This is a genomic window from Rhizobium sp. UGM030330-04, from assembly GCF_003208455.1.
Taxonomy (GTDB): domain Bacteria; phylum Pseudomonadota; class Alphaproteobacteria; order Rhizobiales; family Rhizobiaceae; genus Agrobacterium; species Agrobacterium rhizogenes_A.
Map to the genome: position 1 here is coordinate 38,563 of NZ_QKML01000011.1, position 18,466 is coordinate 57,028.

An 18,466-nucleotide genomic window follows, 5' to 3' on the forward strand; every position below is an offset into this window, starting at 1 on the left:
TCAGAAGGGCTTTTCCGCACCCGTCGTCACGGTATTCACGGGATAAGCAGCCTCCGCCCACAATCTCTGTGCCATCGTCCTGAGCAGCAGCGACTCCGCCCATCTGTCGGTGGAATCGTTGCCGTCCCGGCCGGTAATCGCATAGGGCCGAGGGCCGAGTTCGCAGGTGAAGACCAGCTCGGCATGATCGGGCGCACGGGATCGCCAATGCCGGAAACCATAGTCCCACCAGTCCAGAAATAGATCGACCCATGGCCGGTGATGGGCAAAGGAAATCTCGATCTGGATCTGCTCGCAGGAGCCGATGCGTCCGTGAAAGGCCCGCGCATTATGAAGGATGCGGTGGATTTGCCTGTGGCTCTCGTCTTCCACCGGAACGGCAAATTCGCGGGCAACGAGATAATGGGAGAGATCGGCGAGAAGCGGCAGATCGGGTCGCTGCTCGAGCAGGTCCAGCGTGAATAGGAGATCGCTGGTGATGCGGTTGCGATGGGTCTCGATGTAGACGGGAACGCCGGCCTCTTCGGCAAGCCACATCCAGCCGTCCAGTAGCGGCAGGCAATCCTCCACCCGGCGTGGGCGGATATCCGCCTGCAGATCGATATGGCTGACCGGAAATTCCTGTGCCAGTTCCAGCGTGTGGCGCAGGTCGTCAACATTGCGTGGAAAGCACACGCCTTCGACCCTGAGGCCAGTACCACGGATCGCCTCATTGAGACGCCGCACATCCGCACGGTCGGTATAATGCGCGCTGATGCCATCGAACCCGGCTTCGGCGATCTGGGCAATGTTTTCCTCAAGGCCGGGTTCAGGGCCATTGCCGTTTAGCCGTTCCATGGCCCAGAGCGATTGAAAGACGAGCAGCTTCTGCATCAGGCCGCCCGCGCGCTTTTTAGCAAGGTCTTGAGGTTGAGGCCGGGATCGGCAAGCGCCGCCGGATCGGGGCTGATACCGGCGGCAATCAGCATCTCGGCCAGTTTTATGTCTTTGGCGACGCTGTTGCCGATACCCAGCCCGGCTGCTGCGACAAGCTGGCCGTCTTCAAGGAAGAATTCCAGCTCGCCATCGCCGAGCGGACGGATGACGCTTTGATGTCCCGGCTGCGGCAGGCCCGCGACCTGAAGGCCGAGATCATATTGATCCGACCAGAACCATGGGAGGGCGGTAAAAGCCTCGTTTGCGCCGAGACTGTTGCGCCCGGCGATTTCCGCCTGGCTGCGGGCATTGCGCCAGCTTTCGAACCGGATATGCCCGCCAGCGGCTTGCGAGACGGCCGCGCAATCGCCCGCCGCGAAGATGTGGGGATCGCTGGTGCGCAGGAACACATCGGTCAGAATGCCGTTGCCGGTCGCAAGCCCCGCCGCTTCGGCCAGAGCGATATTGGGCACGACACCGATGGCGGAGACGACGATATCGGCGGGCACGCGCCCGCCATTGGTTAGCAGGACAGCTTCCGGCGTAATCTCCGAAGCGCCCTGACCCAGATGGAAATGCACCCCTTCATCGCGATGGCGCGCATGTATCTTTTCGGCAAAACGCTGCGGAACCGCCCGGCCGAGCGGCCGCGCCGCCGCTTCGATAACGCTGACCGTCAGCCCCTTGCCGCGCAGCACCGCCGCAAGCTCCATTCCGATCAGTCCGCCACCGATGATCGCGATCCGTGCGCCGCTATCGGCGCGGGAGAAAATCACTTCCGCATCCGCATGGGTGCGGAAATTGAGCGCCTGTTCGGCACCGGGGCAGGCGAGTGTTCGCGGCTGCGCCCCGGTTGCGAGGAGCAGCCTGTCATAGCCAAGTGTCCGCCCGTCATCGAGCGTCACCAGACGGTCTTTCGCATCGATACGGCTGGCCGACACGCCTTGCAGATAGGCGATACGGGCGGCCTTCAGCGCTCCGTCCGCGCAGATGGGTTTCATCCGCACCGCAGTTTCGAGTGGTTTGGAAAGCGGCGGCCGTTCATACGGCGGATGCGGCTCGGCGCCGACCAGCGTGATATCGCCGTCGAAGCCCGTGTCGCGCAAAGTGAAGGCGGCACGCGTGCCCGCCTCGCCGGCGCCGATGATGACGATTGCGTCCATGATATCTCCGTGAGAAGGGGCCGGCGCGCTTTTCAGGGCGCACCGGCTGGGGGAGGGTCAGTTGCGGCTGGCGTAATCGGTCATGTTTTTCCGCGTCACCAGTTCGAAGGGCACCATGACCTGCTTGTCGACCGGCGTGCCGCGCATCAGGGCGACGGCGGCATCGAGCGCACTTGTCGATTGCCCCCTGGCGTTCTGGAACACCGTGGCATCCAGATCGCCGGCGGCCATGGAGGCAAGCCCGTCCGGGGTGGCGTCGATGCCGATGACGATGACATCATCCATCGAAACGCTTGCCGCCTTCAGCGCCTGCACCGCGCCGATGGCCATTTCGTCATTATTGGCGAAGACGACGTCGATGGGACGTCCGGCGGTGATCCAGTTCGTCGTCATGTCCATGGCGTTTGTCCGTGTCCAGGCCGCCGACTGTTCGTCGGCGATGGTGACGGCCTTGCAGTCGCCGGATGCGAGCGCCTGTTTAAAGGACGAGGTACGGTCGCGCGATGCCTGATGGGCAAGGTCGCCCATCAATATATAAGCCTGCGCATCCGCCGCCTTTCCCTTTTCCTTGAGCAGCGAACAGGCCGCTTCGCCGGCCAGCCGCCCGGCATCGGTTTCCCTTGAGCCGACATAGGCCTGTTTTTCGGGAAGCTTGCCGACATTGTCCGGCTCGAGATTGAGATAGACGAGCGGAATGCCTGCCTTGGCGGCGGCATCGCTGATGCCGGGTGCGGCCGAGGTGTCCGCGAGCGTGACGATGATCGCATCGACGCCGGCGGCGATGAAATTATTGACCTGGTTGAGCTGCTTGGAAATATCGGCCTGCGCGTCCTCGACCTGGATCTTGACGCCGTCGACCTCCGATGCCCGGGTGCCGAGCCCTTCGCGCAGCAGGGTCTGGAAATTATTGTCGAAACTCTGCATCGAAACGCCGATGGTCTCGGCCGACGCCGTGCCGGCGAACAGGACCGCCAGAGCGGCCATGGTACAGATGGATTTCATGTTTGTCCTCCCTTGGGGCGCCGGGCCGCCCGGGTGCATTCCGGAGGCCCTTGCGGGCCTGCTCGAAAGCTCGGCCTAGCCGATGGTGACGCGTACTTCGCCGTCCACCACCTGCGCCGGATAGGTCTTCAGATTCTCGCAGGCGGGAAGCCGGAGGGCTTCGCCGGTGCGGTAATCGAAGGCGCCGGAATGCTTGGGACATTCCACCTCGAAATCCATCACCAGCCCTTCGGCAAGATGGATCGCCTCATGGGTGCACAGGCCGGCCGTGCAATAAACGCTGTCATCCGGCCCGCGATAGATCGCGTAGGTGCGTCCGGCGTGGTCGAAGCGGATCGCCCCTTCCTGTTCGATGTCGTCCAGTTTGCAGGCTGAAACCCAGCTCATTCGGCTGCCTCCCCGATGGTATTGCGCGCCTTGCGGGCCGCGAGTTTTTCTTTGCGTTTGCGATAGCGTTCCTGCATGCGGGCCTCTCCTTCCGCCGAGCCGTCGTGCCAGGTGCCGAACCACCGATCGAGCGGGATGAGGGCATCGCCGTAATTCACCTCGAAATATTTGTGGTGGAGGTAATGCGCATAGGCATGGCTATCGACCAGCTTGTCCTCGCCGACCTCGACCTTGTCGAAGCCGACATGGCCGGGGATCGCGCCGAAACCCGCATAATGCAGCTGGTAGAGCATGAGGACCGGATTGGACGGCAGGATCAGATGATAAAAGGCCGTGCCGAAATAGAGCAGATGCTCAACCGGATGCATGGAGAGCGACGACCAGGGCGACGGGTTCACCGAATTGTGGTGGACGGAATGCACCCATTTATAAAGCAGCGGTATGTGGATGAGCCGGTGAATGCAGAAGAAGTGAAATTCGTGGATGATCGGCACCACAAGCGCCACGATCGCAAGCGTCCACGGATTTTCGGCAAAGCTGAGCCAGGGCGCATAACCATTGGCATAGGCCCACAGCATTGCCACTTCGATGGCGGTCCAGATCGTCACGCCGGAAAGGAAGGTGCGCAGGATGTTGTCGAGGTTCTGGCTCTCGAACCAGAAGGCCTTGCTCTTCTGTTCGGCGGGGAACTTGCCGTTATATTTGAAGCGGTTTTCCTGCCGCTTGAGAATATAGAGATGGAGTTCGAAACCGCCGTAGAAGAGGAAAACGCAGACCGCATTGACGGCATAAAGCCAGGCGATCCAGCCGATGCCGAGCGTGGCCATGGTTTCGACCGGCGGAATGACAAAGGCCCAATAGGCGACCGCCGAAAGTGCGAAGATCGCATTCCACGGGAAAAAATAATGCGGCAGCCACTTCAGCACCGCCATGAGGCGCGGCGGGAAAGCGAAGAGCGGGGCCGTTTCCACCGGCTGGTTGGGCGCCCAGTCGCCGCGCTTGTTGCGCGTTCCATATTTCAGATCGTCCATAGCGCTCTCCTTCGGGCGCCCGCTTTTGACACGCCCGTGCAAGTTTTCACGATGAAGGAGGGCGCTCGCACGCCTTGGCCGCCCGTCGCTCCCTGCGATCTGCGGCTTTCCTCCCTGACGCAAAATTAACAGGGAGATTTGTGAATGCCGAAGCCTTCCTTGATCAAATCAGATCAAAGGCTCTCTGCGGTGATGGTAATGAAGCGGATGGGGGCGCTGTCAGGCTCGATATCGGTAAGACCGATCCGGCGAAGGACGAGGTCCAGCGCCCGACGGGCCTGCGCCTCGGGGGCCTGATCGAGCACGATATCCATGATGCCGTCATTCAGGGCCTTGCGCGTATAATCGGTCAGCTCATGGCCGACGAAGAATATCTCGCCGCCGCGTGGGTGCCTGCGAAGAACGTCGATCAGTGCGGAATTTGCGCCGCCGACATTATAAAGGCCGGCCATGTCGGGATAAAGATCCAGCGCCATGCGCAGGGTCTCGGCGCTGTAATATTCGTCATCGCGGGTAAAACCCAGCCACTCGAAGCCATGTTCGCCGGCATGATCGTGGAAATAGTCGGAAAAGCCGCTGATACGGTCACGGTGAACCTGATAGATCGGATGGCAGAGCGCGATGACCGGGCCGGGCCGGCGCGCCATGCGGGTGATGAAATACGCCGCCGTGCGTCCCGCCGCGCCATTGTCGATGCCGATGAATTCACCTTTTTCGGCCGAGGCGCGCGTTACGACGTGCACGACAGGCACGCCGCGCGCGACCACCGCCTCGACAGCAGCGCTGACCGCCGGGCTGCTCGGAATGGCGAGGATCAGGCCGGCGCGGGCTTCGCCGGCGGCGATGATGCGGCTCGCCAGCTCCTCCGGTTTCATTTCCTCGGCAAAGCTGCGGTGAACGACGACAAGAGGGTCGAGCGTTGCGGCAATTCTCTCGAAGGCCCTGGAGAGCCGCCGGTAAAAGGTGGTTTCGGGGCGTACCATCAGCACTTCTATGCGCAGCAACCCGCGATGGGTTTCCGGCAGGGTGCGGGGATAGTCCAGTTCCCGCGCGGCGATGACGACCTTTTCCACGAGTTCGGCGCGGACGCCGCCGCGCCCGTTCAGCACCCGCTCGACCGTTGCTGTCCCGACGCCCGCGAGGCGGGCGATATCGCGATAATTCGGCCTGCTCAAATTCGGGTTCCCTGCTGGTGGCGCGGCTGTCGGATTCTACTGGGCGATGCCAAGTTTCTGGAGACCGCATTCGCGAACAATCTCGGCAATATGGCTGAACTGCGCAGACAGCGGATTGCTCTTGCGCCACACCATGCCGATGGTGCGTGACGGGCGCGGTTCCGCCAGCCGGAAGACCGAGACCGTGGATTGGCGTGTTTCCATATCGACCGCCATCTGCGGAATGAGCGTGACGCCGATGCCGGCGCCGACCATCTGCACGAGGGTGGAGAGCGAGCTGCCCTCCATCAGCACGCGTGGCGGCGCATTGGTCGTGCTGCAGAAGGAAAGCGCCTGATTGCGGAAACAATGACCTTCTTCAAGCAGCAGCAGGCGCATTTCGCCCAGCTTGTCGGCGCTCGGCACCGGCATGCCTGCATCCTCCATCGGCCGCACCAGAATGAATTCCTCCGAAAACAGCGGAACCTCCTCCAGCGCCGGTTCCGAGACGGGCAGGGCGACGATCGCCATGTCCAGCTTTGCCTCCAGAAGATCCTCGATGAGTTTCTGCGTCACCGCCTCGCGTGGGCGTGCCTCCAGTTCCGGATAATGCCGGGTGAGCGTCTTGATGACCTGTGGTAGAAGATAGGGTGCGACGGTGGGGATGACGCCGATGCGCAGGCGGCCGCTGAGCGGGCCCTGGCCGGCGCGCGCCAGATCCTGCAACTCATCCACCGACCGCAGGATCGAGCGGGTGCGCTCGGCAAATTCCTCGCCAAGCGTCGTCAGCCGAATCTGGCGGCTGCCGCGTTCGACAAGCGGCGCGCCGATCAGTTCTTCCAGCTCGCGGATCTGCAGCGAAAGCGCCGGCTGGGAAATCGCGCATGCCTCCGCCGCCCGGCCGAAATGGCCGATCTTGGCGAGCGCATCGAAATAACGAAGATGTTTCATGGAGAGCGCAATCATAAGCCCAGCATATCGCAGCCTTTAGAATATACAATTGGAAATTATGGAACCCGGCTGTTAGTCATCTTCATGACAGAAAGAAGCTGTAGCTGTGAGAGATCACCAGCGCCGCCGCACGGTTTTCCATGACCTGCCTCGGGTTCTGGCTCGGAATGCTGCACATGTCGAATTGATTATTTCGTTTAATTGCTAAACCCATCGGAGGGCGAAATGGACGCAACTTCAAAACCGGCCGGCAAGTGTCCTGTCATGCACGGAGGCAATACGGCCTCCGGTAAATCGGTAACCGAATGGTGGCCGAATGCGCTGAACCTCGACATTCTGCACCAGCACGATACCAAGACCAACCCGCTCGGCACCTCCTTCAACTATCGTGAAGCCCTGAAGACGCTCGACGTCGAGGCCCTGAAGGCCGATCTGCGCGCCCTGATGACCGACAGCCAGGAATGGTGGCCGGCCGACTGGGGCAGCTATGTCGGCATGATGGCGCGCGTCACCTGGCATGCCGCCGGTTCCTACCGCGTGACGGACGGGCGTGGTGGCGCCAACACCGGCAACCAGCGTTTTGCGCCGCTCAACTCCTGGCCGGATAACGTCAACACCGACAAGGGCCGTCGCCTGCTGTGGCCGATCAAGAAGAAATACGGCAACAAGCTTTCCTGGGCCGACCTCATCGCGCTCGCCGGCACCATCGCCTATGACGTTGCCGGTCTGAAGACCTATGGCTTTGCTTTCGGCCGTGAAGATATCTGGGCGCCGGAAAAGGACACCTATTGGGGTGACGAAAAGGAATGGCTGGCGCCGAGCGATGGCCGTTACGGCGACGTGAGCAAGCCCGAGACGCTGGAAAACCCGCTTGCCGCCGTGCAGATGGGCCTCATCTACGTCAATCCGGAAGGTGTGAACGGCAAGTCCGATCCGCTGGCAACGGCGGCGCAGATGCGCGAGACCTTCGCCCGCATGGGCATGGACGACGAGGAAACCGTGGCTCTCACCGCCGGCGGCCACACCATCGGCAAGTCGCACGGCAATGGCAGTGCTGCCAACCTCAGCCCCGATCCGGAAGCCGCAGGCCCGGAATATCAGGGTCTTGGATGGATCAACACCAAGGGCCGCGGCATTGGCCGTGACACCGTGGTATCGGGCATCGAAGGCGCCTGGACGAGCGAGCCGACCAAGTGGGACAACGGCTTCTTCGATATGCTGTTCAAGCATGAATGGACTTTGACGCACAGCCCCGCCGGTGCATCGCAATGGGCGCCGATCACCATCGCCGAGGAAGACAAGCCTGTCGACGTCGAGGATGCCTCGATCCGCACCATCCCGATGATGACCGATGCCGATATGGCCCTGAAGGTCGATCCGATCTACCGCGAGATCTCGCTGCGGTTCAAGGACGATCAGGACCATTTCTCTGACGTCTTCGCCCGCGCCTGGTTCAAGCTGACGCATCGCGACATGGGGCCGAAGTCCCGTTACATCGGCCCGGACGTTCCGGCGGAAGACCTGATCTGGCAGGACCCGATCCCTGCCGGTTCCACGAGCTACGATGTCGCTGCCGTCAAGGCAAAGATCGCCGCTTCCGGCTTGCCGGTCGCCGATCTGGTTGCGACCGCATGGGACAGCGCCCGCACCTTCCGTGGTTCGGACAAGCGCGGCGGCGCCAATGGCGCCCGCATCCGCCTCGCACCGCAGAAGGACTGGGAAGGCAACGAGCCCGCCCGTCTTTCCCGTGTGCTTTCGGTTCTTGAGACGATTGCCCGTGAAACCGGTGCGAGCATCGCCGATGTGATCGTTCTGGCCGGCAATTACGGTGTGGAACAGGCGGCGAAAGCGGCCGGCTTCGACATCGCCGTGCCTTTCGCGGCCGGCCGTGGTGACGCTTCCGCCGAGCAGACGGATGCCGACAGCTTCGCCCCGCTCGAGCCGCTGGCGGATGGTTTCCGCAACTGGATCAAGAAGGACTATGTTGTCAGCCCCGAAGAACTGCTGCTCGACCGGGCGCAGCTTCTCGGTCTCACAGCGCCGGAACTGACCGTCCTCATCGGCGGCCTGCGCGTCATCGGCGCCAATTACGCCGGCACGGCGCATGGGGTGTTTACCGACAAGCCCGGCGCGCTGACGACGGACTTCTTCACGACGCTGACGGACATGGCCTATTCCTGGGTTCCGACCGGCAACAATCTCTACGAGATTCGTGACCGTAAGACCGGTGCGGCCAGATATACGGCGACCCGTGTCGACCTCGTCATCGGCTCCAACTCCATCCTGCGCGCCTATGCGGAAGTTTATGCGCAGGACGATAACAGGGAAAAATTCGTCCGCGACTTCATTGCCGCCTGGACGAAGGTGATGAACGCCGACCGTTTCGACCTCGTCTGAACGGAAAAGCGACCACCCAATAAAGCAACACCTCCCCGAGCGATCGGGGAGGTTTTTTTGACCTTGTCAAAGCATCCAAAAATCACATCAGCGGCGGTCGGAAGATGGAACCTGCCGCTCAGGGGAGGATTTTTCGGTTCTTCCCGCAGGCGTCTTGCCACTCTTTTCATTTTCATGCGCATCGGGCCCGGCGACAATGACGCCACGGCCCTGTTCCTCGCGCTTCTTGTCTGCGAAGTCGCCCGGTTCCTTCTTGCTATCCATGACAGTCTCCCGTGTTAAATTCATCTCATGGACTTAACGGGTCCCCCGGGTCGAAGGTTCCGCGTGAGCGAATGTTTCATTTTATAACGATCTTTGCTATTAACATGAATTGATAAGTCATGTTATTGGCGTAGGGGCGCGATGTCTGTTGCGGCGTTTGCCGCTTCCCGCGTTCCCAACCTCGGCTCGACAACCGGACGGTAACCGCATTGAGTTTCTGGCATTCCATGACCTGGCACACGGAAGGGATCAGCGTCACTGCACCGGTCAAATGGCGCCAGTTTGACGGGCTGGTCAGCGCGTTCTGGGAGGCCGAAAGCCAGATGGGGGCGAAGGGTTATTATCTGGCCGCCGATCCCCGCATCATGATTTTCTTCAACGATGTCTCGTCACGGATCCGGATTTCCAACCGCGATGGCGAGCTTTCACAGCATTCGCGGCCGATGACCCGGGCGGTCTATGTGCCGGCCGGCGTGCCGATGTGGACAAGCAGCAATGCCACACATCGTTTTTCCCATCTCAACCTGCATATCCACAAAGACCGGCTTTTGCGCTTCCTGTCGCCGGCGGTCGGTGGTTCCGCGGCCATGACGGCGCTGCGTCGTCCGGTCGAGATACAGGATATCGGTGCGGTGGAAACGCTGGCAGGTCTGCTTGTCGATGAACTGGCCGAGCCGGCAAAACATCCGCTTTATGCCGAAAGCCTTGTTGGCGGGATCGTTGCGGGGCTGCTGGATATTCCCGGTCCGACACCCGAGCAGGCCAATGGCAGGCTGACGCAGGCGCAGATGAACAGGCTGCTCGCCCGCGTCGAAAAGCGCGGTGACGACCGTATGACGGTTGCCGAAATGGCCGATATTGTCGGGCTCTCCGAAAGCTGGTTCGCCACCGTGTTTCGCCAGACCACGGGCAAGACGCCGCTGCAATGGCAGCTGGAGCGGCGCATCAATGCCGCCCAGAAACTTCTGCTGGAAGGCGATCTGACCGTCGCCGATATCGCCGCGCAGCTCGGTTTCTCCGATCAGGCCCATCTGACCAAGGCCTTCCGCCACTCGGTAGGTGATACGCCGGCCGCCTGGCGACGGATGCACCGGCTGCTTTGAACGGGCGCGCCTTGCCGTCTACGCGAAGCGGTTCGGCGCAATTCCACAAACCTTGCTCTACGTCATCCTCGGGCTTGTCCCGAGGATCTGCTGCCTTCTGACTTGATGCGATGTGGTTAGATCCTCGGGACAAGCCCGAGGATGACGTTTAGAGTTAGGAAATATCCCTAATACTCTGAAATGCATTGCGAATACTGAAGTTCACCACGTCTTGCGAAGGGTAACGGAAAACGCCCGGCCGGGATTGTAGAAGTCAGCGCCGAAACCACCATAAGCAACGTGTTTTTCGTTGAAGAGGTTGGAAACGTTGACATCCAGTGAGGCGGTCTCCTGGATCTTGTAGCTGAATGCTGCATCCACGGTGACACTACTGCCGGTCGAGACCTTGTTGGCATTGTCGAAATAATAAGCGCCTGTGTAGCGGCCGCCCAGACCGAAGGTCATGTCGCCGAAGTGGTCGTTGCCGGCGAGCGTGTAGTTGACCCACAGCGAGGCCTGATGTTCCGGCACGAATTGCGGTCGGTTGCCGACATTGCCGCCCGTGCCGTTTTCGGTGATTTCCGCGTCGAGATAGGAATAGGCCGCCGTGAGGCTGAGATTGTCGGTGACTTCCGCCTTGGCTTCCAGATCGATGCCGCGCACGCGCACTTCGCCGATCGTGGTCGGCAGGCTGGTGATCGGGCTGGTGACGGTGATGTTGTTTTTCTTCAGGTCGTAGATCGAGGCGGTGAACAGGGCGGGGAAAGCCTCCGGCCGGTATTTGATGCCAAGCTCGATCTGCTCGCCGCGCTCCGGTTCAACGGTGAGGCCCGATGCCGGCACCACCGATTCGGCATAGCTGATATAGGGCGCGATCTCATTGGTGACCTTGTAGGACACGCCGATGCGCTTGGTCAGTTCGCTGATGTCGCCGCTCGCCGTCGTGCCGTTCAGCCGGTTGGTCTGGTCGGTGTCGATCCAGTCGTTGCGCAGACCGGCGCTGACGATCAGCCTGTCGAAGAAAGTCAGGTCCTGCTGCAGGTAGATCGCCTTGGTTTTCTGGTCTGTCAGCGAGTTGGAGAAGAGCGGCACCGAGGAGGGTGCGCCGGTATAGACTGGGTTCATCCAGTCTATGCTCGGCGCAGCGCCGAAGTAGTTTTTGCTGCCGGATGTGTAGTCGTTATAGAAGACACCAACGAGGCTGCGGCTTTCGACATTTTCGAAGGTCGTGTCATATTGCAGCCGTGTGTCGATCAGGAAGTTCTCGGTTTCGGTGTCGTTGCCGAAAAATGCCCGGTCAGCGATGGTCGAACCGTTAGTCGGCGTGGATGCGATATAGGCGTAGCCGAAATCGGTATTGGTCTTGCTGTAGCGCGCATTGGAACTCAGCGTCAGGCCAGAGCCGAAATCGTGGTCGAACATCACGCTGACCGAATTGCGGTTTGTGCCGCGATAATTGTAGTCCGGTTCGCCGAAGAAACGGCTCCTGTCAAAATGGGAACCGACCGGATGGCCGCCGCCGCCGGGAACGCCATCCTTGTTGAGATGGTCGTAAACCACGGTCAGGCTGGTGACATCGGTCGGACGCCAGGTCAGGCCGCCCATGAAGAATTTCTCGTCATCGCGGGAATAGTCATATTCCGCATCGGCATTTCTGAGCTTGCCGGTCAGACGATAGGACAGCGTATCGTCGCTGGTGATGTTATCGCCGAAATCAAAACCGGTCTCGGCGCGGCTGTAGGAGCCGCCGGTGACATAGACTTCGCCGAAACGGGTGCGCTTCGGCACCTTGGTGGAATAGTTCACCGAGCCACCGGGATCTGAGACGCCAAAGGTGGTGGAGTTGCCGCCCTTCAGCACTTCCACGCGCTCATAGGCATAGGTTTCTTCGCGCAGCGCGCCAAAGGGGCGGCCGAGCGTCAGGCCGTCGCGATAGGTATAGGCGTCGAAACCGCGAATCTTGAAATAGTCGAAACGATCGTCGGAGCCATAGAAATCCGTGGTAACACCGGCGGTATATTGCAGCGCCTCTTCCACGGTCTGCACGCCGCGCTGCTGCATTTCCTTGGCGGTGATGACGGAAACCGAGGCCGGCGTATCGAGAATATCGGTCGCCATCTTGCTGCCGCTCGTGGTGCGGGTGGCGACGATGGACTTCTGGTCATTGTCGCCGCTGTCGATGGTGATCCGTTCCAGAACCGTGCTGCCGCTTGTATTGGCAGCCTCCTGCGCCAGCAAGGGACCGGGTAGGGTGGCGACAAGCGCCGTGCAGGCAAGCAGGGCCGTATCCCGGTAACGACGTCGCGCGGTTTTGCGGTTTCTGCCTTCGATTTCGATATTCATTGGTGCGTTCCAGAAGTTGATGTCCCTATCGCCGCTTCCACGGCCCACTCTCGAAGCGCCAATAACTTGAGAAAGTTTGTCCGGTATTGTAACTTTTTACGGTTTTGTACAAAACCCCGGAAATTTCACCGCTGTTCGGGCGGCATCTCTTCCTTAGGCTTGACGGGGGCATGTGAAGCTGAGAGTTCAAGTCCACTTTTGAACCTTTGAGAGCTTCGTCATGCTTCGTCCGTTCCGCTGCCTCGTGCCGGCCCTTGTGCTGTTTCTGTCGATAATCGCGCCTGATATGGCCTTGGCGGATGATGCGACGACCTATCCCATCGTCATCAAGCACGCCTTCGGTACGACGACGATTGCGAAGAAGCCGCAGCGCGTCGCCACTGTCGCCTGGGCAAACCATGAGGTTCCGCTGGCGCTCGGCGTTGTGCCTGTCGGTTTCGCCGCCGCCAATTTCGGTGATGATGACGGCGATGGCCTCTTGCCCTGGGTGGCAAAGCGGCTCACCGAACTCAAGGCGGACAAACCGGTTCTGTTTGACGAGGGCGATGGCATCGATTTCGAGGCCGTGGCGGCAACGCAGCCGGATGTCATTCTCGCCGCCTATTCCGGTCTCAGCCAGTCTGACTACGATACGTTGAGCCAGATCGCGCCCGTGGTCGCCTATCCCGTTTCCCCCTGGGCGACGGACTGGCGCGAGATGATCCGGCTGAACAGCGCCGGCCTTGGCATGGCTGCGGAAGGTGAAGCGCTGATCAAACGCATCGAGACGGAGATTGCCGAGGTGGTCGCCGGCCATCCGCAGTTGAAGGGCAAGTCGGCGATGTTCGTTACCCATCTCGATGCTACCAACCTCAGCGTCGTCAATTTTTACACCGCCAATGACAGCCGGGTGAAGTTTTTCGCCGATCTCGGGCTTGCCTCGCCAAAAAGCGTCGTGGAAGCAACGAAGCCGGGACAATTCGCCGCCGGCGTCAGCGCCGAGCGTGTCGATGCCTTCGACGATGTCGATATTGTCGTGACCTATGGCAGCCAGCCGCTGCTGAATGCAATGCGTGCTGATCCGCTTTTGGCCCGTATGCCGGCCGTTTCCCATGATGCCATCGTCATGCTGGGGCGCGATCCGCTCGGAACAGCGTCCAATCCCACGCCGCTGTCGATTTCCTGGGTGCTGAAGGACTATGCCGATCTACTAGCGAAAGCGGCGGACAAATCCGCCGGGAAACCGCAATGACAACGCCTGGGGCCGACAGCGCTCCCACCCTGCCATATGCCGGCCGCGCCGGCCGCAGGCGCGTGTTCTGGCTTGGCATCGTGCTGGCGCTTCTTGCAGTCCTTTGCGCGCTTTCGGTCGCCATCGGCACGCGTGACGTATCGCTGGCCGATATTACGGCGGCGCTTGCCGGCCGGGTCGAAACGGTTGCGGAAGCGGCCGTCGCGGTCCGCCTGCCGCGCACGGTGCTTGCGCTTCTGGCCGGGGCCGCGCTCGGTCTGGCGGGAGCCATCATGCAGGGCGTCACCCGCAATCCGCTGGCCGATCCCGGCATTCTCGGCGTTAACATGGGTGCGTCGCTCGCCGTCGTCATCGCCATCGTCTGGTTCGGCATTGCATCTTCGCAGGCCTTCATCATTGCCGCGATTGTTGGCGCGGGTCTTTCCGCCGTCTTCGTTTATGTTGTCGGTTCGCTGGGGCGGGGCGGGGCCACGCCGCTGAAACTGGCGCTTGCCGGTGCCGCCACATCCGTCGCCTTCTCCTCACTGGTCATCGCCGTGGTGCTGCCGCGCAGCGATATTGCCGGTGGCATTCGCGCCTGGCAGATCGGTGGTGTCGGCGGCGCCACCTTCGAGCGCATCGAGACCGTTCTACCGTTTCTGGCCGCCGGTTTCGCCATCAGCCTGCTTTCGGCGCGCAGGCTGAATTCGCTGGCGCTGGGTGACGAGCTCGCCGCCGGCCTTGGTGAAAATGTCGCTGTCGCCAGGGCCGTGGCCTCCTTAGGCGCCATTCTGCTCTGCGGTGCGGCCACAGCCATCTGCGGGCCTATCGGCTTTGTCGGGCTGGTGGTGCCGCATCTGTGCCGCCTGCTTGTTGGTGTCGACAATCGCTGGCTGCTGCCGTTTTCAGCACTCGGCGGCGCCTGCCTGCTGCTTGCCGCCGATATTGTCGGCCGCATCGTCGCACGACCGTCCGAACTCGATGTCGGCATCGTCACCGCGCTGGTCGGCGCACCGTTCTTCATCTGGATCGTCAGACGCCAGCGGGTGCGCGAACTATGACCATGCACGCTGCCGTCATCGACACACTGGTTTTCAACCGCCACGCCCGACAGCGCCGGCGTCGCCTTGTCATTGCCGTCCTGTCGCTCCTGCTGATTGCCGCATTCGTCCTGACGCTGATGCTGGGGCAATCCTTTACGCCGCCCGGTGAGGTGATCCGCGTTCTGCTTGGCGAGGATATTGCCGGCGTCAGCTTCACCGTCGGGCAATTGCGCTTGCCGCGTGCGCTGCTTTCGGTGCTGGCCGGGCTGAGCTTCGGGCTGGGCGGTGTTGCCTTTCAGATCATGCTGCGCAACCCGCTTGCCAGTCCCGATATTATCGGCATCAGTTCCGGCGCGAGTGCTGCCGCCGTCTTCGCCATCGTAGTGCTGCAGCTGAACGGGCCGCTTGTCTCGGTCTTTGCCGTCCTCGCCGGTCTTGGCATTGCGCTGCTGGTCTATCTCCTGTCCTTCCGCAACGGCGTGGCGGGAACACGGCTTATCCTTGTCGGCATCGGCGTTTCTGCCATGCTCGAAAGCTTCATCGCCTATATTCTCTCCGTCGCGCCCGCCTGGACGCTGCAGGAGGCGATGCGCTGGCTGACGGGCAGTGTCAACGGCGCCAAACTTGCCCAGACGTCGCCGCTGCTCATCGCGCTCATCCTGTTCGGCGGGTTGCTCATCAGCCGTGCGCGTGATCTCGAGGCGCTTCGGCTCGGCGATGATGCCGCTGCCGCACTCGGCGTGCGGGTTGGGAAAACCCGCATCATCGTCATCATCGCCGCCGTGGGCATGATTGCTTTCGCAACGGCGGTCTCGGGACCTATCGCCTTTGTCGCTTTCCTGTCGGGGCCGATTGCCGCGCGTATCGTCGGCAACAACGGCTCGCTGCTTGTTCCCGCCGCACTTGTCGGCGCGGTGTTGGTGCTGGTGGGGGATTATTGCGGCCAGTTCCTGCTGCCGGGCCGTTACCCGGTCGGCGTCGTTACCGGTGCGCTGGGGGCGCCCTATCTGATTTACCTTATCGTGCGGGTCAACCGCAGCGGAGGCTCGTTATGACCGGCCACTCCCTTTCCGTGAACGGCCTTTCGGCTGGCTACGGCGAAACCCTCATCATCGAAGGGCTGGATCTCGTCGTTCCGCGCGGGAAAATCACCGTCATCGTCGGTGCTAATGCCTGCGGCAAGTCCACACTTCTCCGCAGCATGTCGCGGCTGATCACGCCCCGCGCCGGGCAAGTCCTGCTCGATGGCAAGTCGATCCACCGGCTTCCTTCAAAAGAACTGGCGCAGCGCATGGGCCTTTTGCCGCAATCGCCGATAGCGCCGGAGGGCATTGTCGTTGCCGATCTCGTCAGTCGGGGCCGGCACCCGCATCACGGCCTTTTCGCCCGCTGGTCGCGGCAGGATGACGAGGCGGTCGCCGCAGCCCTCGTCGCCACCGATACGGTGGACCTTGCCGAGCGGCCGGTGGATGAACTGTCGGGCGGCCAGCGGCAACGGGTCTGGATCGCCATGGCGCTGGCCCAGCAGACCGACATATTGTTGCTGGATGAGCCCACGACCTTTCTCGATATCAGCCATCAGGTCGAAGTGCTCGATCTTCTGACGGACCTCAACCATGCCCGTGAGACCACCATCGTCATGGTGCTGCACGATCTCAATCTCGCAGCCCGTTATGCTGACCATCTCGTCGCCATGAGGGACGGAAAGCTGCATGTCTGCGGCACGCCGGAAGAGGTGCTGACGGAAGAGAATGTGCGCCACGTCTTCGGCATCGAAAGCCGGGTCATCGAAGATCCGACCTCCGGCAAGCCGATGATGCTGCCTATCGGGCGGCACCGGGTGGTGGTGGGGCGGCAATAGGCGTATCTCTTTAAGATACGGTTTTGTTGACTTCCGTGCGTATCTGTTTATGATACTAATATCGCGAGGCCAGCAATGATCCGTTCTTTCAAAAACAAGCTGACCGCATCGATTGACGACGGATCTGTGAAGAAGGGCTTTCCCGCCGATCTGGTACGCCGCGCGCAGCAATTGCTCACGATTCTGGATGCGGCGACCACGGTTGAAGACCTTCGATCACCGCCCGGTAACCGTTTGGAAAAGCTGTCCGGTGACCGTGAGGGCCAATATTCGATCCGGATCAACAAGCAGTGGCGCATCTGTTTCGTCTGGACAGGCGCGGGGCCGGAAAGCGTGGAAATAACCGACTATCACTAGTCGGGTCGTCTCGCGGAAAGGCTCGTGACAAATAGGCCAAGGAGGGCCAGCGATCATGACAATCAGTAAATCGCCCCCGATCCATCCGGGCGAAATCCTGCGGGAACTCTATCTTGAGCCGCTGGGCATGTCGGCATACGCTCTTGCAAGGCACCTCAATATTCCGCGCACCCGCATAGAACGGATTGTGGGAGAGAAACTTGGGATCACCGCCGACACCGCCTTGCGCCTGGCAAAGTTCTTCAAGACCACACCGGAATATTGGCTAAACTTGCAGAACGCCTTTGACATTAAGGCGGCGGCTGCGAGGCTGGAAGCGGACCTTGCCAATATCAAAGAACTGGAAGCGGCCTGATTTTCAGCCGCCTGTCAGGTCACGGCCAGGCCGCATAAGATGGCGGCGGCACGTTCTGCATTCGCATTGCGGCCCGGCGGAAACGTCCGGGCGACGTGCCCTCGTTGCGGGTGAAGAAGCGATTGAAATAGCCGGGGTCCTGAAAGCCCAATCGAAACGCGATTTCAGCAACTTGCAGTGATGAGTTGAGAAGAAGGTCGCGCGCTTCGGACAGCAGTTCCCGGTGAATATAGGCCTGCGGCGAAAGCCCCGTGGCCTTGCGCACCGCAAATCCCAGGCGTTCACGGTTCACGCTCAGATATCTAGCATAATCATCCACGCCCCATTGGTCGCGTTTGTGCTGGCTCACCAGCAGGACGAACCGTTCGGTAAGGCTGCCAGGGGTGGAGATGGCGGCGGCAATATCGGCGATGGCGTGCTGGCAGATGCGGATGAGGGTAACACAGAGCAGGCTGGCGATGATCGTGTCCGAACCGGTTGTTGCGCGAATATTCTCGCTGGCGATGGTCTCGAGATAACCCGCCAGCTCCTGCCGGTCCTTTTCCGCTGGCACCTGCGTCAGGACACGCTGCAATATGTTGCGCACGGCGCTCGCGCTCGTGCCGGTGGGCATCGCATGGGCAAGCCCGATTTCGCTCGTCCTCAGCAGCGATCCACGGCTTCCGGCATTCAGCCGCAGGCGGCCGGCGGGGCCGATGGGCAGCCAGACGAGTCCCGGTGCTACGACCGGCAGCGTCTTTTCACCTTGGAGAATTTCCGCTTCACCGGCGGAAAGGAGAAGCAGATGGGCGCTGTCCGATTCCAGCCGCAGCTCCGATACGCGCAATGACGAGGAGAGGTTGCGTGCGGTTATCTCAGCGCGATTGCCGGCAATCTGGCTTTGCAGCGGCATTATGCCTCCAAAAGTACAATAATGCGCTACACTAGTGCATTTTATATGCGGCTGTCATT

The 18,466-nt window shown here is 61.2% G+C and carries 18 protein-coding genes; 8 read left to right on the plus strand and 10 right to left on the minus strand.

The window, feature by feature from the left end:
• The 7 genes from N434_RS17175 to N434_RS17205 form a co-directional block, all read right to left on the minus strand.
• Positions 1-873: a sugar phosphate isomerase/epimerase family protein gene (locus tag N434_RS17175; RefSeq protein ID WP_110759468.1), complete on the minus strand. Its 873-nt coding sequence runs from the start codon at positions 871-873 to the stop codon at positions 1-3.
• Positions 873-2,078: an NAD(P)/FAD-dependent oxidoreductase gene (locus N434_RS17180; RefSeq protein WP_110759470.1), complete on the minus strand. Its 1,206-nt coding sequence runs from the start codon at positions 2,076-2,078 to the stop codon at positions 873-875. Before N434_RS17180 ends, N434_RS17175 begins: the two co-directional genes overlap by 1 nt.
• A gap of 57 nt (positions 2,079-2,135) precedes the next feature.
• Positions 2,136-3,080, minus strand: a complete 945-nt coding sequence (locus N434_RS17185; protein WP_110759674.1) for a substrate-binding domain-containing protein — start codon at positions 3,078-3,080, stop codon at positions 2,136-2,138.
• 75 nt (positions 3,081-3,155) lie between these two features.
• Positions 3,156-3,467, minus strand: a complete 312-nt coding sequence (locus N434_RS17190) for a MocE family 2Fe-2S type ferredoxin (RefSeq protein WP_065116896.1) — start codon at positions 3,465-3,467, stop codon at positions 3,156-3,158.
• The gene (locus N434_RS17195) at positions 3,464-4,498 is read right to left on the minus strand and encodes a sterol desaturase family protein (protein WP_110759471.1); all 1,035 of its coding nucleotides are present in this window, start codon (positions 4,496-4,498) and stop codon (positions 3,464-3,466) included. The genes N434_RS17190 and N434_RS17195 overlap by 4 nt, the downstream gene beginning before the upstream one ends.
• Positions 4,499-4,671: 173 nt before the next feature.
• Positions 4,672-5,673, minus strand: coding sequence for a LacI family DNA-binding transcriptional regulator (locus tag N434_RS17200; protein ID WP_110759473.1), 1,002 nt, complete (start codon positions 5,671-5,673; stop codon positions 4,672-4,674).
• A gap of 36 nt (positions 5,674-5,709) precedes the next feature.
• Positions 5,710-6,618, minus strand: a complete 909-nt coding sequence (locus N434_RS17205; protein ID WP_110759475.1) for a hydrogen peroxide-inducible genes activator — start codon at positions 6,616-6,618, stop codon at positions 5,710-5,712.
• A 210-nt stretch (positions 6,619-6,828) separates the two neighbouring features.
• Here N434_RS17205 and katG point away from each other — a divergent pair, with 210 nt between their 5' ends.
• Positions 6,829-9,000 carry a catalase/peroxidase HPI gene (gene katG, locus N434_RS17210; RefSeq protein ID WP_110759476.1) on the plus strand — a complete coding sequence of 724 codons (2,172 nt, stop codon included), beginning with the start codon at positions 6,829-6,831 and terminating at the stop codon, positions 8,998-9,000.
• 87 nt (positions 9,001-9,087) lie between these two features.
• Here the strand turns inward: katG and N434_RS17215 are convergent, their stop codons facing one another.
• On the minus strand, positions 9,088-9,264 hold the full coding sequence (locus N434_RS17215; RefSeq protein ID WP_110759478.1) for a hypothetical protein: 177 nt from the start codon (positions 9,262-9,264) through the stop codon (positions 9,088-9,090).
• 209 nt (positions 9,265-9,473) lie between these two features.
• Between N434_RS17215 and N434_RS17220 the strand changes: the two genes are divergently transcribed.
• Entirely contained in the window at positions 9,474-10,367 is an 894-nt protein-coding gene (locus N434_RS17220; RefSeq protein ID WP_201101294.1) for a helix-turn-helix domain-containing protein, read from the plus strand.
• Between the two features lie 201 nt (positions 10,368-10,568).
• Here the strand turns inward: N434_RS17220 and N434_RS17225 are convergent, their stop codons facing one another.
• Positions 10,569-12,689 (minus strand): TonB-dependent siderophore receptor, encoded by a 2,121-nt coding sequence (locus N434_RS17225; RefSeq protein WP_110759480.1) that lies wholly within the window; start codon positions 12,687-12,689, stop codon positions 10,569-10,571.
• Positions 12,690-12,909: 220 nt separating this feature from the next.
• On the opposite strand from N434_RS17225, the gene N434_RS17230 reads away from it, so the two are divergent.
• From N434_RS17230 to N434_RS17255, 6 genes are all read left to right on the plus strand, one after another.
• A complete protein-coding gene (locus tag N434_RS17230; RefSeq protein ID WP_110759482.1) occupies positions 12,910-13,920 on the plus strand; it encodes an iron-siderophore ABC transporter substrate-binding protein in 1,011 nt (336 codons plus the stop codon).
• Complete coding sequence (locus N434_RS17235; protein ID WP_110759484.1) at positions 13,917-14,960, plus strand: FecCD family ABC transporter permease; 1,044 nt, start codon at positions 13,917-13,919, stop codon at positions 14,958-14,960. Before N434_RS17230 ends, N434_RS17235 begins: the two co-directional genes overlap by 4 nt.
• Positions 14,957-15,997: a FecCD family ABC transporter permease gene (locus tag N434_RS17240; RefSeq protein ID WP_110759486.1), complete on the plus strand. Its 1,041-nt coding sequence runs from the start codon at positions 14,957-14,959 to the stop codon at positions 15,995-15,997. Before N434_RS17235 ends, N434_RS17240 begins: the two co-directional genes overlap by 4 nt.
• Entirely contained in the window at positions 15,994-16,803 is an 810-nt protein-coding gene (locus tag N434_RS17245) for an ABC transporter ATP-binding protein (RefSeq protein ID WP_110759488.1), read from the plus strand. The genes N434_RS17240 and N434_RS17245 overlap by 4 nt, the downstream gene beginning before the upstream one ends.
• A gap of 75 nt (positions 16,804-16,878) precedes the next feature.
• Complete coding sequence (locus tag N434_RS17250; RefSeq protein WP_065116887.1) at positions 16,879-17,160, plus strand: type II toxin-antitoxin system RelE/ParE family toxin; 282 nt, start codon at positions 16,879-16,881, stop codon at positions 17,158-17,160.
• Between the two features lie 55 nt (positions 17,161-17,215).
• Complete coding sequence (locus N434_RS17255; RefSeq protein WP_110759490.1) at positions 17,216-17,515, plus strand: HigA family addiction module antitoxin; 300 nt, start codon at positions 17,216-17,218, stop codon at positions 17,513-17,515.
• 19 nt (positions 17,516-17,534) lie between these two features.
• Here N434_RS17255 and N434_RS17260 read toward each other — a convergent pair whose 3' ends face one another.
• Positions 17,535-18,407 carry a helix-turn-helix transcriptional regulator gene (locus tag N434_RS17260; protein WP_110759492.1) on the minus strand — a complete coding sequence of 291 codons (873 nt, stop codon included), beginning with the start codon at positions 18,405-18,407 and terminating at the stop codon, positions 17,535-17,537.
• Positions 18,408-18,466 lie beyond the last annotated feature (59 nt).

Coding starts and splice junctions, on each gene's coding strand:
- N434_RS17175 (WP_110759468.1), bottom strand. CDS start 873: ATGCAGAAGCTGCTCGTCTTTCAATCGCTCTGGGCCATGGAACGGCTA.
- N434_RS17255 (WP_110759490.1), top strand. CDS start 17,216: ATGACAATCAGTAAATCGCCCCCGATCCATCCGGGCGAAATCCTGCGG.
- N434_RS17195 (WP_110759471.1), bottom strand. CDS start 4,498: ATGGACGATCTGAAATATGGAACGCGCAACAAGCGCGGCGACTGGGCG.
- katG (WP_110759476.1), top strand. CDS start 6,829: ATGGACGCAACTTCAAAACCGGCCGGCAAGTGTCCTGTCATGCACGGA.
- N434_RS17215 (WP_110759478.1), bottom strand. CDS start 9,264: ATGGATAGCAAGAAGGAACCGGGCGACTTCGCAGACAAGAAGCGCGAG.
- N434_RS17180 (WP_110759470.1), bottom strand. CDS start 2,078: ATGGACGCAATCGTCATCATCGGCGCCGGCGAGGCGGGCACGCGTGCC.
- N434_RS17230 (WP_110759482.1), top strand. CDS start 12,910: ATGCTTCGTCCGTTCCGCTGCCTCGTGCCGGCCCTTGTGCTGTTTCTG.
- N434_RS17250 (WP_065116887.1), top strand. CDS start 16,879: ATGATCCGTTCTTTCAAAAACAAGCTGACCGCATCGATTGACGACGGA.
- N434_RS17235 (WP_110759484.1), top strand. CDS start 13,917: ATGACAACGCCTGGGGCCGACAGCGCTCCCACCCTGCCATATGCCGGC.
- N434_RS17205 (WP_110759475.1), bottom strand. CDS start 6,618: ATGATTGCGCTCTCCATGAAACATCTTCGTTATTTCGATGCGCTCGCC.
- N434_RS17225 (WP_110759480.1), bottom strand. CDS start 12,689: ATGAATATCGAAATCGAAGGCAGAAACCGCAAAACCGCGCGACGTCGT.
- N434_RS17185 (WP_110759674.1), bottom strand. CDS start 3,080: ATGAAATCCATCTGTACCATGGCCGCTCTGGCGGTCCTGTTCGCCGGC.
- N434_RS17240 (WP_110759486.1), top strand. CDS start 14,957: ATGACCATGCACGCTGCCGTCATCGACACACTGGTTTTCAACCGCCAC.
- N434_RS17190 (WP_065116896.1), bottom strand. CDS start 3,467: ATGAGCTGGGTTTCAGCCTGCAAACTGGACGACATCGAACAGGAAGGG.
- N434_RS17260 (WP_110759492.1), bottom strand. CDS start 18,407: ATGCCGCTGCAAAGCCAGATTGCCGGCAATCGCGCTGAGATAACCGCA.
- N434_RS17245 (WP_110759488.1), top strand. CDS start 15,994: ATGACCGGCCACTCCCTTTCCGTGAACGGCCTTTCGGCTGGCTACGGC.